Origin of the sequence: Pseudomonas sp. P7759 (assembly GCF_013386445.1) — a bacterium.
Classification (GTDB): Bacteria; Pseudomonadota; Gammaproteobacteria; order Pseudomonadales; family Pseudomonadaceae; genus Aquipseudomonas; species Aquipseudomonas azotoformans_A.
The window spans coordinates 38,609-56,337 of sequence record NZ_JACART010000039.1 but is presented as its reverse complement, the minus strand read 5'-3'; the positions used below and the strand labels follow the sequence as shown (position 1 = coordinate 56,337).

The 17,729-nt window shown below is 61.5% G+C and carries 18 protein-coding genes; 10 read left to right on the top strand and 8 right to left on the bottom strand.

The genetic code is table 11. The features are described 5' to 3' along the window. The first annotated feature begins 126 nt into the window (after positions 1–126). The 5 genes from HX823_RS24210 to HX823_RS24190 all read left to right on the top strand — a co-directional run bounded on the left by HX823_RS24210 (position 127) and on the right by HX823_RS24190 (position 4,027). A complete protein-coding gene (locus HX823_RS24210) occupies positions 127–726 on the top strand; it encodes a DUF2796 domain-containing protein (RefSeq protein WP_033897968.1) in 600 nt (199 codons plus the stop codon). Between the two features lie 6 nt (positions 727–732). Then, positions 733–1,443, top strand: coding sequence for an ABC transporter ATP-binding protein (locus tag HX823_RS24205; protein ID WP_038850114.1), 711 nt, complete (start codon positions 733–735; stop codon positions 1,441–1,443). A gap of 1 nt (position 1,444) precedes the next feature. Next, entirely contained in the window at positions 1,445–2,710 is a 1,266-nt protein-coding gene (locus HX823_RS24200) for an ABC transporter permease (RefSeq protein WP_016978529.1), read from the top strand. 11 nt (positions 2,711–2,721) lie between these two features. Then, positions 2,722–3,234, top strand: a complete 513-nt coding sequence (locus HX823_RS24195) for a DUF3299 domain-containing protein (protein ID WP_038850116.1) — start codon at positions 2,722–2,724, stop codon at positions 3,232–3,234. Between the two features lie 94 nt (positions 3,235–3,328). Beyond that, positions 3,329–4,027 (top strand): OmpW family protein, encoded by a 699-nt coding sequence (locus tag HX823_RS24190; RefSeq protein WP_016978527.1) that lies wholly within the window; start codon positions 3,329–3,331, stop codon positions 4,025–4,027. Between the two features lie 42 nt (positions 4,028–4,069). Here the strand turns inward: HX823_RS24190 and HX823_RS24185 are convergent, their stop codons facing one another. After that, positions 4,070–4,957 (bottom strand): sugar nucleotide-binding protein, encoded by an 888-nt coding sequence (locus tag HX823_RS24185; RefSeq protein ID WP_080642437.1) that lies wholly within the window; start codon positions 4,955–4,957, stop codon positions 4,070–4,072. A gap of 86 nt (positions 4,958–5,043) precedes the next feature. After that, complete coding sequence (locus tag HX823_RS24180) at positions 5,044–7,128, bottom strand: mechanosensitive ion channel family protein (protein ID WP_038850121.1); 2,085 nt, start codon at positions 7,126–7,128, stop codon at positions 5,044–5,046. Between the two features lie 170 nt (positions 7,129–7,298). Between HX823_RS24180 and HX823_RS24175 the strand changes: the two genes are divergently transcribed. The 3 genes from HX823_RS24175 to HX823_RS24165 are packed head-to-tail and all read left to right on the top strand — an operon-like array spanning position 7,299 to position 10,274. After that, positions 7,299–8,078 (top strand): endonuclease/exonuclease/phosphatase family protein, encoded by a 780-nt coding sequence (locus HX823_RS24175; RefSeq protein WP_038850123.1) that lies wholly within the window; start codon positions 7,299–7,301, stop codon positions 8,076–8,078. Next, positions 8,075–9,337 carry a cardiolipin synthase ClsB gene (gene clsB, locus HX823_RS24170; protein ID WP_177077069.1) on the top strand — a complete coding sequence of 421 codons (1,263 nt, stop codon included), beginning with the start codon at positions 8,075–8,077 and terminating at the stop codon, positions 9,335–9,337. The genes HX823_RS24175 and clsB overlap by 4 nt, the downstream gene beginning before the upstream one ends. Next, on the top strand, positions 9,327–10,274 hold the full coding sequence (locus HX823_RS24165; protein ID WP_177077067.1) for a lysylphosphatidylglycerol synthase domain-containing protein: 948 nt from the start codon (positions 9,327–9,329) through the stop codon (positions 10,272–10,274). The genes clsB and HX823_RS24165 overlap by 11 nt, the downstream gene beginning before the upstream one ends. A gap of 5 nt (positions 10,275–10,279) precedes the next feature. Here the strand turns inward: HX823_RS24165 and HX823_RS24160 are convergent, their stop codons facing one another. The 3 genes from HX823_RS24160 to HX823_RS24150 all read right to left on the bottom strand — a co-directional run bounded on the left by HX823_RS24160 (position 10,280) and on the right by HX823_RS24150 (position 13,265). Next, on the bottom strand, positions 10,280–11,035 hold the full coding sequence (locus HX823_RS24160; protein ID WP_033897979.1) for a S9 family peptidase: 756 nt from the start codon (positions 11,033–11,035) through the stop codon (positions 10,280–10,282). Beyond that, complete coding sequence (locus HX823_RS24155) at positions 11,025–12,134, bottom strand: DUF3182 family protein (protein WP_177077065.1); 1,110 nt, start codon at positions 12,132–12,134, stop codon at positions 11,025–11,027. Before HX823_RS24155 ends, HX823_RS24160 begins: the two co-directional genes overlap by 11 nt. Before the next feature lie 171 nt (positions 12,135–12,305). Further along, positions 12,306–13,265, bottom strand: a complete 960-nt coding sequence (locus tag HX823_RS24150; RefSeq protein ID WP_038850127.1) for a GlxA family transcriptional regulator — start codon at positions 13,263–13,265, stop codon at positions 12,306–12,308. A 96-nt stretch (positions 13,266–13,361) separates the two neighbouring features. Here HX823_RS24150 and HX823_RS24145 point away from each other — a divergent pair, with 96 nt between their 5' ends. Then, on the top strand, positions 13,362–13,922 hold the full coding sequence (locus HX823_RS24145) for a cysteine hydrolase family protein (protein ID WP_033897983.1): 561 nt from the start codon (positions 13,362–13,364) through the stop codon (positions 13,920–13,922). A 21-nt stretch (positions 13,923–13,943) separates the two neighbouring features. On the opposite strand, the gene tam is transcribed toward HX823_RS24145, so the two are convergent. Beyond that, positions 13,944–14,705 carry a trans-aconitate 2-methyltransferase gene (tam, locus tag HX823_RS24140; protein ID WP_177077063.1) on the bottom strand — a complete coding sequence of 254 codons (762 nt, stop codon included), beginning with the start codon at positions 14,703–14,705 and terminating at the stop codon, positions 13,944–13,946. Between the two features lie 101 nt (positions 14,706–14,806). On the opposite strand from tam, the gene HX823_RS24135 reads away from it, so the two are divergent. After that, positions 14,807–15,727 (top strand): LysR family transcriptional regulator, encoded by a 921-nt coding sequence (locus HX823_RS24135; RefSeq protein WP_177077061.1) that lies wholly within the window; start codon positions 14,807–14,809, stop codon positions 15,725–15,727. A gap of 54 nt (positions 15,728–15,781) precedes the next feature. On the opposite strand, the gene HX823_RS24130 is transcribed toward HX823_RS24135, so the two are convergent. Both HX823_RS24130 and HX823_RS24125 read right to left on the bottom strand, forming a co-directional pair. Further along, the gene (locus tag HX823_RS24130) at positions 15,782–16,297 is read right to left on the bottom strand and encodes a single-stranded DNA-binding protein (RefSeq protein ID WP_017849542.1); all 516 of its coding nucleotides are present in this window, start codon (positions 16,295–16,297) and stop codon (positions 15,782–15,784) included. A 9-nt stretch (positions 16,298–16,306) separates the two neighbouring features. Beyond that, on the bottom strand, positions 16,307–17,701 hold the full coding sequence (locus tag HX823_RS24125) for an MFS transporter (protein ID WP_010206876.1): 1,395 nt from the start codon (positions 17,699–17,701) through the stop codon (positions 16,307–16,309). Positions 17,702–17,729: the final 28 nt, after the last annotated feature.

Genomic DNA, 17,729 nt, shown 5'->3' with positions numbered 1-17,729 from the left:
TTCCTCCTGCAGTTTTTCTGACAGGCATGCTCCCATGCGGCTTGCGCAACGCCAAGCGGGCGGTCAAACTCTGGCGCTATTGTTATAAGATCACATAACAAAACTTTCATGTTCTGGAGCCTTCTCATGCGCCGTCTGTTGCTTGCTTTGCCGTTTGCCCTGCTGCCATTGGCGGTTGCCCACGCTCATGATGATCACGACCATGAGCACGGCAGCCTTGGCGCCCACGAACATGGCGTCGGTCGCCTCAACGCGGTACTCGACGGCCAGGCGCTGGAGCTGGAGCTGGACAGCCCGGCGATGAACCTGGTGGGTTTCGAACACCTGGCCACCACCCCGTCGGACAAAGCCAAGGTCGCCGCCGTGCGCAAACAGCTGGAAAACCCAGCCGCCCTGTTCAACCTGCCTAAGGGTGCCGGTTGCGTGGTCAGCAGCCAGGAGCTCAATAGCCCGCTGTTTGGCGACAAGCCTGAAGCGGACCACGACGACGATGATGACCACGATCACGACGCCAAAGACGGCGCCCACGAACACCATCACGACCACAGCGAAATCCACGCCCACTACCAGTTCACCTGTGCCACGCCGACGGCTTTGAGCAACCTCGACCTGACCCAGGTATTCAAGACCTTCCCCGCCACCCAGAAAATTCAGGTACAACTGATCGGCCCGAGCGGCCAGCAAGGTGTTGAAGCGACGGCCACAGCAGCCACCCTGAAGTTCTGAGTTCACATGACCCACGCATTGATCGAACTGTCTGACCTGGGCTTCAACTGGCCCGGTCACCCGCAGTTGCTGGACATCCCCGCGTTCCGCCTGGAAGCGGGGGAAACCCTTTTTCTCAAGGGCCCGAGCGGCAGCGGCAAAACCACGTTGCTGGGCCTGCTGGGCGGCGTGCAGACACCCAACCAGGGCAGCATCCGCCTGCTCGGCCAGGAGCTGACCGAGCTTTCAGCCGGCGCCCGCGACCGTTTTCGCGTCGACCACACCGGCTACATCTTCCAGCAGTTCAACCTGCTGCCGTTCCTGTCGGTGCGCGAGAACGTCGAGTTGCCCTGCCACTTTTCCAAGTTGCGTGCACAACGGGCGAAACAGCGCCACGGCAGTGTCGACCAGGCCGCCGCCGCTTTACTCGCACACCTCGGGTTGAAAGACAAAGCCCTGCTGGAGCGCCGCGCCGACTCGCTGTCCATCGGCCAACAACAACGGGTGGCCGCCGCCCGTGCATTGATCGGCCAACCGGAGCTGGTGATCGCCGACGAGCCCACTTCGGCCCTGGACTACGACGCCCGCGAAGCCTTCCTTCAGCTGTTGTTCGCCGAATGCCGTGAAGCCGGCGCCAGCCTGTTGTTTGTCAGCCATGACCAGAGCCTGGCTTCGCTGTTCGACCGCAACCTGTCGCTGGCCGAACTCAATCGCGCCGCCACGCCCGCAGAGGTTTGAGATGTATCTGTTCCGTCTAGCCATGGCCAGCCTGGCTAACCGCCGCTTTACCGCGATCCTCACCGCCTTCGCCATCGCCTTGTCGGTATGCCTGTTGCTCGCGGTGGAACGCGTGCGCGTCGAGGCGCGCAATAGTTTCGCCAGCACCATCAGCGGCACCGACCTGATTGTCGGCGCCCGCTCCGGCTCGGTGAACCTGCTGCTGTATTCGGTGTTCCGCATCGGCAACGCCACCAACAACATCCGTTGGGACAGCTTCGAGCATTTCGCCGCCAGCCCCCAGGTAAAATGGGCGATCCCGATTTCCCTAGGTGACTCCCATCGCGGCTACCGCGTGATGGGCACCAACGAATCCTACTTCGAGCACTACCAGTACGGCCGCAAGCAAAACCTCGAACTGGCCAGCGGCCGCGCCTTCGCCACCGACCCGTTTGAAGTGGTGCTCGGTGCCGAAGTGGCTGACGCCCTGCATTACAAACTCGGCGACAAACTGGTGCTGGCCCATGGCGTGGCAGTGGTCAGCCTGGTGAAACACGATGACAAACCCTTCACCGTGGTCGGCATCCTCAAGCGCACCGGCACGCCGGTTGACCGCACATTACACATCAGCCTCGGCGGCATGGAGGCGATCCATATCGACTGGCACAACGGCGTGCCGGCCCAGGGCAAAGGCCGCATCAGTGCCGACCAGGCGCGCAACATGGACCTCACGCCGCAGGCGATTACCGCGTTCATGCTCGGCCTGAACAACAAGATTTCCACCTTCGCCCTGCAACGGGAGATCAACGAGTTCCGTGGCGAGCCGATGCTGGCGATCCTGCCCGGCGTGGCGTTGCAAGAGCTGTGGAGCATGATGGGCACCGCCGAAAAAGCGCTGTTCGTGATCTCGCTGTTCGTAGTGCTCACCGGCTTGATCGGCATGCTCACGGCGATCCTTACCAGCCTCAACGAACGGCGCCGCGAAATGGCGATCTTGCGTTCGGTGGGTGCGCGCCCGTGGCATATCGCGACACTGCTGATCTTCGAAGCCTTCGCCCTGGCGTTGTCTGGCGTGGTGGCCGGCGTTGGCTTGCTCTATGTGTGCATCGCCGCCTCGCGCGGGTATCTGCAGGCCAACTACGGCCTGGACCTGCCGATGTCGTGGCCCAGCGAATATGAATGGACGCTGCTCGCCGGTATCCTGGGCGCCGCGCTGTTGATGGGCAGCGTGCCCGCGTGGCGCGCCTATCGGCAATCCCTGGCCGATGGCCTGTCCATACGTTTATGAGGAAGGCCTTGATGCGTCGCATCCTGTTTGCATTGTTTCTGCTGATCGCCCTGCCCGCCTGGGCCGCCGAGCCCAAAGAGCTGACGTGGTCGGAGCTGATTCCACCGGATGCCGAACCGGAAGTGCCGAACATGCAGCCTCTGCACAACCTTTCCAGCATGGCGGATGCGTTGGAGTCGGCGCCGGCGGCCAAGCAGGAAATGCCCAACGCGCCAGTGGTGCCTGCGCTCAACGGCCAGCATATTCGCTTGCCCGGTTACATCGTGCCTCTGGAAGTCAGCGAAAACGGGCGCACCACCGAATTCTTGCTGGTGCCGTATTTCGGCGCGTGCATCCATGTGCCGCCGCCGCCGTCGAACCAGATCGTGCATGTCAAAAGCGAAATCGGCGTGAAGCTCGATGAGCTCTACCAGCCGTATTGGATCGAAGGCGCGATGCAGGTCAAACCGTCCACCAGCGAGCTGGCCGATGCCGGTTACCAGATGGAAGCCGAGAAAATTTACATGTACGAACTGCCTGAATAAGGCTGATCGCCCTTTCATTGAGCTGAGTCAAAAGACCGGACGGAACGATCTTTACCATTGGACGTACAACTTTTAAACGTCCTTTGGAGCTCCCATGAACAAGTCTCTGCTCGGCGCGTCCCTCTTCGCGCTCGCCCTCGTCGCCCCCGTTGCACACGCTCACGAAGCGGGCGACATTCTGGTGCGCGCCGGTGCAATCACCGTGAACCCGAAGGCGGACAGCGGCCACGTCAAGGTTGACCAGGGCCCGCTGGCCGGCACCAACCTGGGCGGCAAGGCGACCATGAGCAGCGACACCCAACTGGGCCTGAACTTCGCCTACATGCTGACCAACCACGTCGGTATCGAGCTGCTGGCCGCCACGCCGTTCGAGCATGATGTGAAGATCAAGGGCACCGCCCTGAGCCCGGCCAACGGCAAGCTCGGCACCCTGAAACACCTGCCGCCAACCTTGAGTGTCGTGTACTACCCACTCGACAACAAGTCGGCCTTCCAACCGTACGTGGGCGCCGGTATCAACTACACCTGGATCTACGACGAACACGTCGGCAGCCGTGCCCAGGGCGCAGGTTTCAGCAACTTCAAGGCTGAAAACTCCTGGGGCTGGGCCGCACAGATCGGCGCGGACTACATGATCAACGATAAGTGGATGATCAACGCCCAGGCGCGCTACATCGACATCAGCACCAAGGCCACCGTGGAAAACAACGGCGTGGCACCGGGCACTCGCGCCAAGGTGAACGTTGATGTGGACCCGATGGTTTACATGGTGGGTATTGGCTACAAGTTCTAAATCCGCCGCACAAAAAAAGGCGCCTGTTTCAGGCGCCTTTTTTTATTGGCCGTGGCGGTAAAACCGATCCAGCAACGCCGGCAACCCCGCCCGCCATGCCCGTGGCTTGATGCCAAAGGTGTGGAGGATTTTCTTGCAGGCGAGCACCGCGTGTTGCGGTTCTTCGCTCGCATCCGGCCGGGCCGCGTGAGCCTGGGCGGTGGGGGATTCGATCGCCAGCGGGTGAAAGTTGCGCGCTTCGGTGAGGATCGCCTGGCCCAGCGCCAACGGTGTGGTCGCCTCCTGGCCGGCGTAGTGATAGGTGCCCCACAGCGGCGCCGCACAATCGAGTTGCTTGAGCACCGAGATGATCACCCGCGCCGCATCATCCACCGGCGTCGGGTTGCCGCGACGGTCGTCCGCCATCAGCAATTCATCCGGTTTCTCGGCCCGAGCCAAAAAACGCCCGAGGGTGCCGTCGACACTGTCATCCAGCAGCCAGCCAAACCGCAGCAACACATGCTGCGGGCAGGTGGCGCGCACGCTCTGCTCGATGCGCCACAACGCCTGGCCGCGCAGGCCCAGGGGCACCGGCTCGTCTTTTTCGCTGTACGCAGTGGCGCGGGAGCCATCGAACACGCGGTAGCTGGACGGTTGCAGCAAAGTGATGTTGTGGTGCTGGCACAACTCGGCCAGGCGTTCGATGGCGAACTCCTGGGCAGCCAGACGGGTTTCGCTGACCGCTTCGGCCTGGAACCAGTCGAAATAGTAGGCGAGGTTGATCAACGCATCGGGACGGGTGTCGTCGAGCAATTGGGTGAGGCTCGCGGCATCCCAGCCGTCTTGGGGCGGTTTGGGTGCGAGGAAACCGATGTCTTCCTCTGCACCGAGGCGAATCAGCGCCTGCCCGAGGGCATTCCCGCCGCCCAGTAACATAAGGCGCATTCGCATAGATTGAGCAGGCCCGGTCTGTTTGGAACGAAGGTTTTCTGGTCTTGGCCAGAATCGTTGCATTTTGCGGGTTTGTAGCGCAACCGTCACGGATTAACTATCTTCGCGCCAGCCTCGGTAGGTTCATGCTCAAGGGCCGTCCGCGCCGGCACCATGACCTGCTGTGGATAAGTCTGCGCGAAATGCACCTCGTCACAGTTATCCACAAGCTTTTTCAGGCGCTGGTTGAACGCGCGGCTCACCGCGTATTGCCCGCCCGACACCGTGCGGAACTGCGCCGTGAGCACCACGCCGTTGAGGTCCATCTTGTCGACGCCGAAGACTTCCAGCGGGCCTTGCAGGTTGTACTTGAGGAACACGTCATCCCGGATCGACTGCCCTGCCTCGCGGATCAGCTCAACCGCCCTGTCCACATCCGTGTCGTAGGTGAACTGCACCGAGAAGAACGCATAGGCAAATTGCCGCGACTGGTTGGTGACTGCCTTGATCTGCCCGAATGGCACCGAGTGCACAAAACCCTTGCCGTCGCGCAGGCGCAAGGTGCGGATGGTCAGGCCTTCGACGGTGCCGGCGTGACCGGAGTCGAGTACCACCCAGTCGCCGATGGACAGCGTGTCTTCGATGATGATGAACAGCCCGGTGATCACATCTTGCACCAACTGCTGCGAGCCAAAACCAATGGCCAGGCCGACCACCCCGGCACCGGCCAGCAGCGGCGCGACGTTGATCCCGAGGTTGGCCATGGTGGTGATCGCGCAGATCACCACCAGGATGATCTTCACCGCATTACGCAGCAGCGGCAGGATGGTCTTCACCCGCGTGCTCGGTTGGCGACTGGAGCGCTTGTTGACCGGCGGTTTCAGCGCTTCCTGGATCGCCGTGTCTAGCACCACCCAGAACAGCCAGGTCATCAACAGGATCAGGCCGATGCTGCTGAGAGAATCGCTGATTGCCCGGCCCACCGAGTTGCGCTGGGCGAATTCGAACAGCGACACGCCCCAGATCCGCCCGAGGATTTCGATAAACGCGATGGCCATGACAATGCGCAGGATCGCGTGCAACAGGCTGAGGAAGCGTTCCTTGTAGGCGCTGCTGCGCTGGATCGCCACTTGGCTGCGGGACTTGAACAGATGTTGCAGCACCGTACTGAGGAACACCGTGCCGATCAGCAGGATCGTAGTGAACAGCGCGCAACGCAGGACTTTCTGGTTGTCGTCACCGGCGCCGATCAGGTTGATCGCCGACACCAGCACCATCAACAGGATCGGCCAATACCACAGGCCAGAAAATATCCGCAGCGATTGTTGCAGCGCCGGATGTTTAAGGCGTTGAGCCAATGGCCGGTTGCGAATCAGGTGGGCCACCGGGCGGCGCAGGCGGACCACCAACATGCCGAAAATCACCGCCGCGAACAGCCCGGTAAACACCGCGATGCTGCTGGTGATATTGCCACCGAGCTGGCGGGCGATCTGCGGGCTGGTCAGCGCGTCGCTGAGGGCGGCGAGGAAGCCGATCAGGAACAACGGCTTGGGGCAGTAGCTGCGAATGATCCGAACCGCCGGGCGCTTGTGCCCGACATTGAACATGACAATCACGCACAACAGCATTGAGGTGGAAAAGATGCCGCTGCTGGTGGCGTAGGCAAAACACAGCGCCAGCGCGCGACCTACAGAGGTGGGCAGGAAGTGACTGACGTAAAGCGTCAGCGGCAGACAGACAAGCGCGGGAATCGTGTAGGGAATTACATACCCGAGCACCGCCAGCAGGCGTTCGCGCCGTTCGAAGAAGGTGCGGCGCCCCAGGCGCTGTACGATAAATCGCCCCAACAGCGTCAGCGCCACAAAAGCGCCTACCCACACGCCGGACAGTAGCAGGAAATCCCCCGCCACGCTCCAGGGTGAACGCGCAGCGGTCTGGTTGACCAGCCGCCCGACCTCGTCGGCCGCTCGGTCCGCGCGCAGGCGCCATTCGTCGATCAGGTTCTGATTGAGGTCGAGCTTTTGCTGTACGTCGTCGATGCTGGAACTGATCGCCCCCAGCAGCCCGCCCTCCACCAGCAGTTCCGGCTTGGCCGGCGCTTCAGGTTCCGGCGCGGTGGCCGCCGCTTGCAGCGCGCCACTGCCGCAAAACAGCAGCGCGCCGAGCAGTAATGCAGTCTTGAGATTCAGCAAAACACCGAGCTCCTTCAGAAGGGTCTGTAAGGAACTGACGGGTTTGCGCTTTGATCGTTCCCCTTCAGCGGCATCTTTATGCCGTCTGTAGGACGCTGGAAACTTTCCGTCAAAAATCACAGTCAGCCATAAACGGGGGCCAGGCCCCCACTTCTTTCACAGGAGCAATCATGGCTGCGATCCCCGACTGGGTGCCCATCACCCCCAGCGTCGCCATCACTCGCTTCACGGTGCTGACGGTCAATATCCACAAGGGCTTTACCGCCCTGAATCGACGTTTCATCCTGCCCGAGCTGCGTGAAGCGGTGCGTAGCGTGGGCGCCGACATGGTGTTTTTGCAGGAAATCCATGGCACCCACGAGCGCCATCCACAGCGGTTCAGCGACTGGCCGAACATGCCGCAATACGAGTTCCTCGCCGACAGCATCTGGCCGCAGTTCGCCTATGGCCGCAACGCGGTCTACCCCCATGGCGACCATGGCAACGCGTTGCTGTCGAAATTCCAGATCGTGCGCTACGACAATCTCGATATTTCCCAAAGCGGCCATGAAAACCGTGGCCTGCTGCATTGCGTGCTGCGCCTGCCGGGCACCGGTCAGGAGATCCATGCAATCTGCATCCACTTGGGCTTGCGCGAAGTGCACCGCCAGCAGCAATTGCGCTTGATTGAGCAGCGCATCAGCGAGATTCCGGCCGACGCCCCGCTGATCGTGGCCGGTGATTTTAACGATTGGCGCCAAAAGGCCGACCTGAGCAAGGCGGGCTTGAAGGAGGTGTTTATTGAATCCATGGGCAAACCGGCACGCACCTTCCCGGCACGCCTGCCATTGCTGCCGCTGGACCGGATTTATGTGCGCAATCTGAAGGTGCATAACCCTCGGGTGCTGACGACGCGGCCGTGGTCTCACTTGTCCGATCATGTGCCGCTGTCGGTGGAGGTCGAGCTATGAACGTGGCTGTGGAACATATCTCCACCGACCAGCCGCCGGACGAAGCCAAGGCCCGCGACCTGGATTACGGCTGGCAGAGTGGTAACCAGGTCGAGTTGCTGGAGAACGGTGAGGCGTATTTTCCCAAGGTGTTCGAAGCCCTGCGCGCGGCCCGACGGGAGATTCTGCTGGAGACCTTTATCCTTTTCGAAGACAAGGTGGGCCATGAACTGCACGGCATCCTGATCGAGGCTGCGCAGCGTGGTGTGAAGGTGGTGGTGAGCCTCGATGGCTTTGGTTGCGGCGAACTGAGCCCGTCGTTTCTGGGCGAATTGGCGGACGCCGGAGTGACGGTGCAGATGTTTGACCCGGCGTCCAAGACCCTGGGTTTTCGCACCAACTGGTTTCGTCGCCTGCACCGCAAGATTGTGGTGGTGGATGCAGAAGTGGCGTTTATCGGCGGGATCAACTTTTCCGCCGATCACTTGGGCGATTTCGGCCCCGAAGCCAAGCAGGATTACGCGGTGCAGGTGGTGGGGCCGGCGGTGGCGGACCTGCATCATTTCGCCCTGGCGCAAAGTGGTCGCCAGGTGCGCACGCGACGTGGCTGGCGGCGGCGCCAGCAGCGGCCTTCGTTGTGGTCCACCGACCAGGGCGATGGCCTGGTGCGCCTGATTTACCGCGACAACGTGCAGCATCGCGATGACATTGAAGAGGCGTACATCCACGCGCTGAGCAAGGCGCAACAGCGTGTGGTGATCGCCAACGCCTACTTCTTCCCCGGCTACCGCCTGTTGCGGGAAATCCGTAATGCCGCGCGCCGTGGCGTGCAGGTGCAACTGATCATGCAGGGCCAGCCCGATGTGCTGCTGGCCAAGCTGGCGGCGCGCATGCTCTACGACTATCTGCTCAAGGACGGCGTGGTGATCCACGAATACTGCCAGCGCCCGCTGCATGGCAAGGTGGCGTTGGTGGATGACGAATGGAGCACCGTGGGATCGAGCAACCTGGACCCGTTGAGCCTGTCGCTGAACCTGGAAGCCAACGTGTTGATTCGTGACCGCGCGTTCAATCAACAACTGTTCGAACGCCTGGAAACACTTGCCCACAATCATTGCCAGACCATGCCGGAAAACCGCAAACCGCGCCTGTGGCTGTGGCGATTGACCGTGGGCTTCCTGGTGTTTCATGTGATGCGCCACTTCCCGGCCTTGACCGGTTGGTTACCGGCGCACAAGCCACGCTTGAAACCCATCGAGAGCCAGGCCAATGACCGCTGAATCCCGGTTCACACGCTGGAAGAAACCGCTGACCATCGCTTTTTTCCTGGCGCTGATCGTGCTTTTCACCCTGCTCGCGCGGCGCATCGATTGGAGCGAAGTGGTGCAGACCCTGGGCGACTTCAAGGTGCGCACACTGGTGATCGCCGGCGCACTGACGCTGTGCAGCTTTTTGGTGTACGCCAGCTTCGACTTGATCGGCCGCACCTACATCCGCCAGAACCTGGTGTGGAAGCAAATCCTGCCGGTGGGCATCATCAGCTACGCGTTCAACCTCAACCTGAGCGCGTGGGTCGGCGGCATCGCCATGCGTTATCGCCTGTATTCGCGCTTGGGCGTGAGCACCGGCAATATCGCCAAGATCCTCGGCCTGAGCCTGGCCACCAATTGGTTTGGCTACATGGCGATTGCCGGGGTGGTGTTCAGCAGCGGTCTGGTGACCATGCCGCCGGGGTGGAAGGTCAGCACCACGGCCTTGCAAGGCATTGGCGCGTTGTTGGTACTGGCCAGCCTCGGTTATCTGGTGGCCTGCCAGTTTTCGAAAAAGCGTGCGTGGACGATTCGCGGCATGGAAATCAACCTGCCGTCCGTGCGCATGGCGTGCTTGCAATTGCTGCTCGGCGCATTGAATTGGTCTCTGATGGCGGCGGTGATCTTCACCTTATTGCCGGCCAAGCTGGATTATCCGCTGGTGCTGGGTGTGTTGCTGATCAGCGCGATTGCCGGAGTGCTCACCCATATTCCGGCCGGGCTGGGCGTGCTGGAGGCGGTGTTTATTGCGCTGTTGCAGCATGAGGCGTCGCGGGGCAGCTTGCTTGCCGGGTTGATCGCGTATCGGGCGATTTACTTCATCTTGCCGCTGCTGATCGCGCTGGTGATGTACCTCGGTGTGGAGGCCAAGGCGAAGGCGTTGCGGGTGAAGAAAACACCCGCTTGAACGCTTTACTGGGACTGAATGATGCTCAACCGTTCGCCCACCACCATCTCGGTGATCCAGTCCACCAGGATTGAGGTGTAGGCCTGTTGGGACACCGGATCGCTGAGGGAATGGTCGGCGCCGTCGATGATGCGATGGGTCAGTGAGTGGGTCTGCTGGCACGCCGCGCGGTAGCTCATGATGGTGGCGTGGGGCACGTGGTCATCGGTTTCCGATTCGACGATCAACACATCACCGGTAAAGGCCGAACACGCGTGCAAGGCGCGATTGGTTTCGGCGTGGACCAAGGTGCTGCGGTAATCCATCAGGTCGGCCTTATCCAGATCACGCTTGGGTTTGAGCCATTCCTGATCGCGGTACAACGCCGGTACGCGCAGCGCCAGCCAGCGCACCGGGCGCAACGAGGTGAGAATCGCCGCAAGGTAACCGCCGTAACTGGTGCCCACCACCGCCACCGCCGAGGTGTCGATGGCCGGGTGCGACAGCAGACGGTCATAGGCCGCCAGCAGGTCGCGCAGGTTGTCTTCGCGGGTGACGCGGGACAATGGAATGCCCGTGCCGGCGTGCCCGCGCAGGTCGAAAGTCAGGCACACGCAACCCAAGCCGGCGATGCCTTTGGCGCGTTCCAGGTCTCGCTCCTGGCTGCCGCCCCAACCGTGCACAAACAACACGCCGGGGACTTTGGATTTAGGGCTGAGGAAGGTGCCGCTCATCTGTTCGTCGTCGATATCGATCGCAATGCTTTCGCTTTTAGCCGTCATAAGCCTTAACCGTCACGTACTTGAGAAGAAACTCGCTGTTTTCCGCCGGACCGCGATACACCTCGATGGCATTGGCTGGCAGCGGTTGGTCCACGTAGGTTTCCACCGAGGACACATGGATCGCACGCAGGCTAGGGTTGTTGATAAAACTTTGCAGCGCCGCGACTTCCGCGCTGCTGGCCCCGCCCATGCGCCAGGATTGTTCGAGTACACCGCTGCGGCGTTGGCCGTCACTGTCCAGGCCCTGAGCGATGTCGTAGTTGCGCCGCGATGCGTAGAAACCGGGGTACGCTTCGTCGGCCGCGGTGTCGAAGACCTGGGCTTGTTCGATGGCTTCACGTACGTCGTCGGGCAGTTCGAGTTGCAGCAGGTCGTCGTAGTCACCGGGCACTACCAACAGCTTGGAGCCGCCGTAGACCTCTTCGCCCTGCCCGTCCTTCGTCAGGTATTGCTCGCCGCAGTAGCTGAACACGTGATCGCCGATAAAGCTTTGGCCAACGCTGTGGGTGACCACATCGTGCAGGTCCTGCTCCAGCACCACGCCTTCGTTGAAGAGTTTCGCGGCATCCGGTCGCGCCAGCACCGCTTCGAATTCGTCCAGGCTGTGGATAACTTCCTGGCCTCGGCCGGCGCAGGCGTGCACGGGTTTCAAGCGGATGGGACCGCTGTAGAGCAAGCGTGTGGCGGCGGGCCGCGCGTCTTCCAGTGCAAAGACGCTCAGACCGTCCAGCACGACTTTTCGTACACGCTCGCAAAACAACGCCGACCAACCTTGCGGCGCTTTGGCTTCAGGACCGAGCAAGCCATGACTGATGGCTTTGGTGCAGATGAAGTCGTGGTCGACGTAACCGCCCCACAAATCCTCCGGCCCCTTGATATTCAGCGCTCGGGCTTGGGCCGGGCCGACCAGGGTCTGTGTGGGCAGCAGATAAAGGGCCCGCCCCGCGTGCAGATCAGTGTCATAGCTGCCGCCGAACTTGAGCCCAAGGATCTGCGCCAGCCAGCGCGCCAGAGCGCGGTTGGTTTCGATCTCATGCAGCGGCGCGCCCTCGCGTATGGAGTGAGCAACCACCAGCTTCTTGCGTTGAGTCGGGGTCATGCGTCCCCCTTGGCCATCCCGCCATGTGTGTAGACGGAACGTTGCAGAGATCAGGCCAAGGCGCGTTCGGGCGAGATTGCATTCAAATCAATCGGTTGCCGGAAAAACGATGGCAGATGGCCTGTTTTATTCTGCACGACCACCCGATAACGCGGCGGTGTTCTGCACGATTCACACGCCGAAACGGCTGCGATAATCGCTGGGCGTCAGTCCGGTGATCTTCTTGAAGAGGGCGCGAAAGGCACTCGGATCCTGGTAGCCGACGGTCCAGGCGATATGGTCGATGGTGCCGTTGGTGAATTCGAGCATCTGCCGCGCCTTGCCCACCCGCAGGTGCTGACAGTATTCGGTGGGCTTCAAACCCGTGGCGCTGCGAAAGCGCCGTAGGAAGGTGCGCTCTTCCAAACCGGCTTCCCGAGCCATCGCCGCCAGGGATACATCCACCGCGCCGCTGGCCTGCAACCCGTGTTGAACCTTGAGGATGGCCGCGTCGCCGTGGCCGAGAATCGGCGCAAAGTTACTGCCGCATTGGCTGGCGCTGTCACTGTGCTCGATCACCAGGAAACGCGCGGTATCGGCCGCGATGCTCGGGCCCATCAGGCGGTCGACCAGGCGCAGGCCGAGTTCGGACCAGGCCATCAAGCCGGCGGTGGTGATCAAGTCGCCGTCATCGACGATGGGTTTATCCGCCTCCAGGCGCACCGCCGGGTAACGGGCGGCGAAGGATTTGGCGGAAGACCAATGGGTGGTGGCGCTGCGTCCGTCGAGCAACCCACTGCGCGCCAGCATGATCGAGCCAATGCATACACCGCCCAGCACAGTACCTGCCGCGTGTTGCTGGCGAATCCACTCCAATAGCGCGGGGGGCGCCTGCTCCTCTGTAAACTCACCAATCGACGGTGGCACCAGCACAGCCATCATCGGTTGCTCGGAGCCAGGATGGCTGCTGAATACACGCGCCGGTTTACCGGTAACATCTACCTGCCAATGGCTGACCCGCAGCAACGGCAATTGCGCGGACTGATGCTCGGCGGCGATGCGGTTGGCCACGCCGAACAGGTCGGTCAAGCCATGCACGGCCGCCAACTGCGCACCCTGGTAGATCAACACGCCCAGTTCGACGACCACCATTGTCAGTTTTCCCCCTGTTATTGTCGGTGCAGCCAATCCCCGGTGAAGGCGCCAGCTAAGATACTGGGCCCATCAACCCATCACGAGGCAACACACATGGCCAAGCAAGCGCTCATCCTAATCGATATCCAGAACGACTACTTCCCTCAGGGCAAGTGGCCACTCGACGGCGTCGACGCCGCGGCAGACAAGGCCGCGCAAGTGCTGCAGGCGTTTCGCCAGGCGGGCGATGCGGTGATTCATGTGCGTCATGAGTTCACCTCCGAGGACGCGCCGTTCTTCACACCGGGCTCCGAGGGTGCGCATCTGCACAGCAAAGTGTTGAACGAAGGCAATGAGCCGGTGGTGCTTAAACACTTTGTGAATGCGTTTCGCGAAACCCGGCTACGCGAACTGCTGGAACAACGCAGCATCACCGACCTGGTGGTGGTGGGCAGCATGAGTCATATGTGTATCGACGCTGTGGTGCGGGCGGCGGCGGATCTGGGCTACAAGGTCACGGTGATTCATGACGCGTGTGCCACGCGGGACCTGGAATTCAATGGGCAGGTGATTCCAGCGGCGCAGGTGCATGGGGCGTACATGGCCTCGCTGGCGTTTGGGTATGCGGGTGTGGTGTCGGCGGATGAGTACTTGAAGGCACAAGCGGCGGCTTGACCGCCACTTGGCTTTTAGGCGTTAGCGAGTCGCGATGATGAACAGGCGCGGAAACGGCAGCAACACCGTGCCATCAGCCAATGCGGGATAGGCCTTAATAATTCGCGCCTGGTATTCCTGTAGGAAAGCGGCTTTTTCGCTATCGGTCAAAGGCGCGAGGAACGGCCTCAGCGCCGACGCCTTGAACCACTCCACCACTGCCGCGTGATCCGCCAGCGGGTGCTGGTAGGTGGTGCGCCATACATCGACGGTGCTGCAATGTTTGCTCAGCAGTTCGTAGTAGTAGCTCGCCGTGTGGCGCTCGTTATGTTTGACCGTTCCGATCTTGGCCGACCATGGCCCCTCCGCCGCGACTTCGCGGGCGAGCCGGTGGGCGGGCTCATCGAGATTGTCCGGGGTTTGCACCGCCAGCGTGCCACCCGGCGCCAGTTGGTGGACCAGATGCGGGTAAAGCGTGGCGTGGTCCGGCAACCATTGCAGGGATGCATTGGCCAGGATCACATCGAAGGCTTGCGCAGGTTTCCAGTCACCGATATCCGCCAGTTCAAAGTTCAGCCCCGGCAGCCGTTTGCGGGCGTCCACCAACATGTCATCGGAGCTGTCCATGCCGGTGACGTGTGCCTGCGGGAAGCGCTCCGCCAGCACTTCAGTGGAGTTGCCGGGGCCGCAGCCCAGGTCGACGGCGTTGCGCACCTCGGTATTCGCAATGGCCGCGACCAGGTCACGGACGGGACGGGTGCGCTGCTGTTCGAACATCGTGTATTGCTTGGCTGACCAGGTCATCACGGCTTTCCTTCTTTTTGAGGTTGGCCACAGCCTAAATCTTGTGAGCCATGAGAACAAATGCCAGGATTGAAGCCCTCCCATACCTCAAAAGTATTCCTATGCTGGAGCTTCGCCAACTCAAGGCCTTCGTTGCCATCGCAGAAGAAGGCTATATCACCCGCGCAGCCGAACGCCTGGGCATGCAGCAGCCACCGTTGACGCGGATGTTGCAAAGCCTTGAGGCCGAATTGGGCGTGGTGTTGATGGAGCGCCTGCCCCGTGGCGTTCGCCCCACCACCGCCGGGCTCGCGTTGCTGGATGAGGCGCGGGAAATCCTCGCACAGGCTGAAGGCGTCGCGGATGTAGTCCGCCGTGCCGCACGCGGTGAACGTGGCCGGCTGGCCATTGGTTTTACGAGTTCGGCTGCCTTGCATCCTTTTGTACCGAGTGTGCTGCGGCTGTTTCGCGAAACCTTTGTCGGCGTAACCGTCGTGCTAGAGGAAGCCGGCACCGGCGAGTTGCTGGACGCATTGGTACACGAAAAACTCGACGCGGCGTTTATCCGCTCGCCTCTCAGCGGGACACAGTCGCTGCAGGACGAACCCATCCTGGTGGAACCGATGCTGCTGGCGCTGCCCACCGATCATCCGCTGGCGCTTGATGCAGGCTGTCCCCTGCCCTTGAAGGCACTGGCGACCGAATCCTTCGTGCTTTATCGCCGGCGCGTGGGCCTGGGGTTGTATGACGCAATCCTGGTGGCGTGCCGCGAAGCTGGGTTCAGCCCGCAAGTGGTGCAGGAAGCCCCACGCATGACCGCGACATTGAGCCTGGTGGCGGCGGGACTTGGCGTGTCCATCGTGCCGGCGTCGATGCAGCGGTTGCGCGGGGACGGCATCGTGTATCGGGAATTGACGGAGTGCCGCAGCCTGGTGGCACCGCTGCATTTGGCGACGCGGATCGATGACGGTTCGGCGGTGTTACGCCGGTTCAAGGATTTGGTTTTCATCGCCGCGTCGACTGAAGCTGATCACGGCCAATAAAAAACCCCCGAGACCTGAGTCAAACGGGGGTTTGCGTGTTCCGGATTTTAAATCCTAGAACGGGATATCGTCATCAAAGCTGTCGAAATCCGCAGCCGGTTGCGGAGCAGCCTGTTGTGGCGCTGGACGCGACTCACGCTGTGGCTGCTGGCTTGGCTGTGGACGGGACTGCTGTGGACGCGGTGCCGAGTTGGACATGCCGCCCTGGCCCTGTTGGTCGCCCTGTGGACGGCCGCCCAGCAGTTGCATGGTGCCCTGCATGTCGACCACGATTTCGGTGGTGTAACGCTTGATGCCGTCTTTTTCCCACTCGCGGGTCTGCAGCTTGCCTTCGATGTAGACCTGCGAACCTTTGCGCAGGTATTCGCCAGCAATCTCAGCGACCTTGCCGAACATCGACACGCGGTGCCATTCGGTTTTCTCGACCTTCTGGCCAGTCTGCTTGTCGGTCCACTGTTCGCTGGTCGCCAGACTCAGGTTGGTCACGGCGTTACCGTTAGGCAAGTAGCGAACTTCGGGATCCTGGCCGCACGTACCGACCAATATGACTTTGTTAACCCCACGGGCCATAACGTTCTCCTAGGCTGGGCGCGCTGTCGGCACTGGGTTGACCAGTTGCTCGAGCGTCGCGCGATCCAATAATTCGGTGTCCAATTTGATGTAAATGGCCGCCTCTTCCGCGACCACGACTGCATCTGTTACCCCTACGACTGCCTTGAGGCGCTCTACCAGACCGCTTTCGCGGATCGCCTCAGGCGATAGCGGCAAACGCAGACTTGTGACGTAGGGAGGTTCGCGCATGGTAACAGCAAAGGCCAGCCAAAGTGCAGCCAGCCCGGCGCATCCGAGGAAGACAACCGACAAACCGCCATGCTGGAACATCCAGCCCCCCATGATGCCGCCCAGTGCAGAACCGAGGAACTGGCTGGTGGAATACACCCCCATCGCCGTGCCCTTGCCGCCGGCCGGTGAAACTTTACTGATCAGCGAAGGCAATGAAGCCTCCAGCAGGTTGAACGCGGTGAAAAAAACCACCGTGCCGATTACCAGCGCCCGCAGGCTGTCGCCGAACTGCCAGAAGAATAGCTCAGTGAGCATCAGCGTCGTGACGGCGCCGAGCAGGATTCGTTTCATTTTGCGTTTTTTCTCGCCATAGATGATGAACGGGATCATGGCGAAGAACGAAATCAACAGCGCAGTGAGGTAGACCCACCAGTGCTGCTCCTTGGGCAGGCCGGCTTTTTCCACCAAGGCCAGGGGCAAGGCGACGAAGCTGCACATCAGCATCGCGTGTAATACGAAGATACCTAAATCCAGGCGCAGCAGGTCCGGGTGCTTGAGCGTCGGCAAGAGCGCCTTGCGTGCGACGCCCGACTCGCGATGCTGCAATGTGCCGGTGGAGCGCGGCACCATGAAGGCCACGATCACGATGCCGAACAACGCCATACCGCCGGTGGCGAGGAACAGTCCATGCAAGCCGAACGCACGGGTCAGCAAGGGACCGACCACCATGGCCACGGCAAACGACAGGCCGATAGTCATGCCGATCATGGCCATGGCCTTGGTGCGGTGTTGTTCGCGGGTCAGGTCCGACAGCAAGGCCATCACCGCCGCAGAAATCGCTCCGGCGCCTTGTAGGATACGTCCGGCAATCACGCCCCAGATGGAATCGGACTGAGCCGCGAGCACACTGCCGAGGGCGAACACGATCAGCCCGAGGTAGATGACCGGGCGGCGGCCAATGCGGTCGGAAATGATCCCGAAGGGAATCTGGAAAATCGCCTGGGTCAGACCGTAGGCGCCAATAGCCAGGCCAATCAATGCGGGGGTCGCGCCTGCGAGATCCATTCCATAGGTCGCCAACACCGGCAACACCATAAACATGCCCAGCATACGGAAGGCGAACACCAGGGCCAGACCGCTTGCCGCTCGGGTCTCGCCGCTACTCATGCGTTCGCTGTGGGGATCGTGCATGGAAAAACCTCGTGTGAACCGGCGGCGA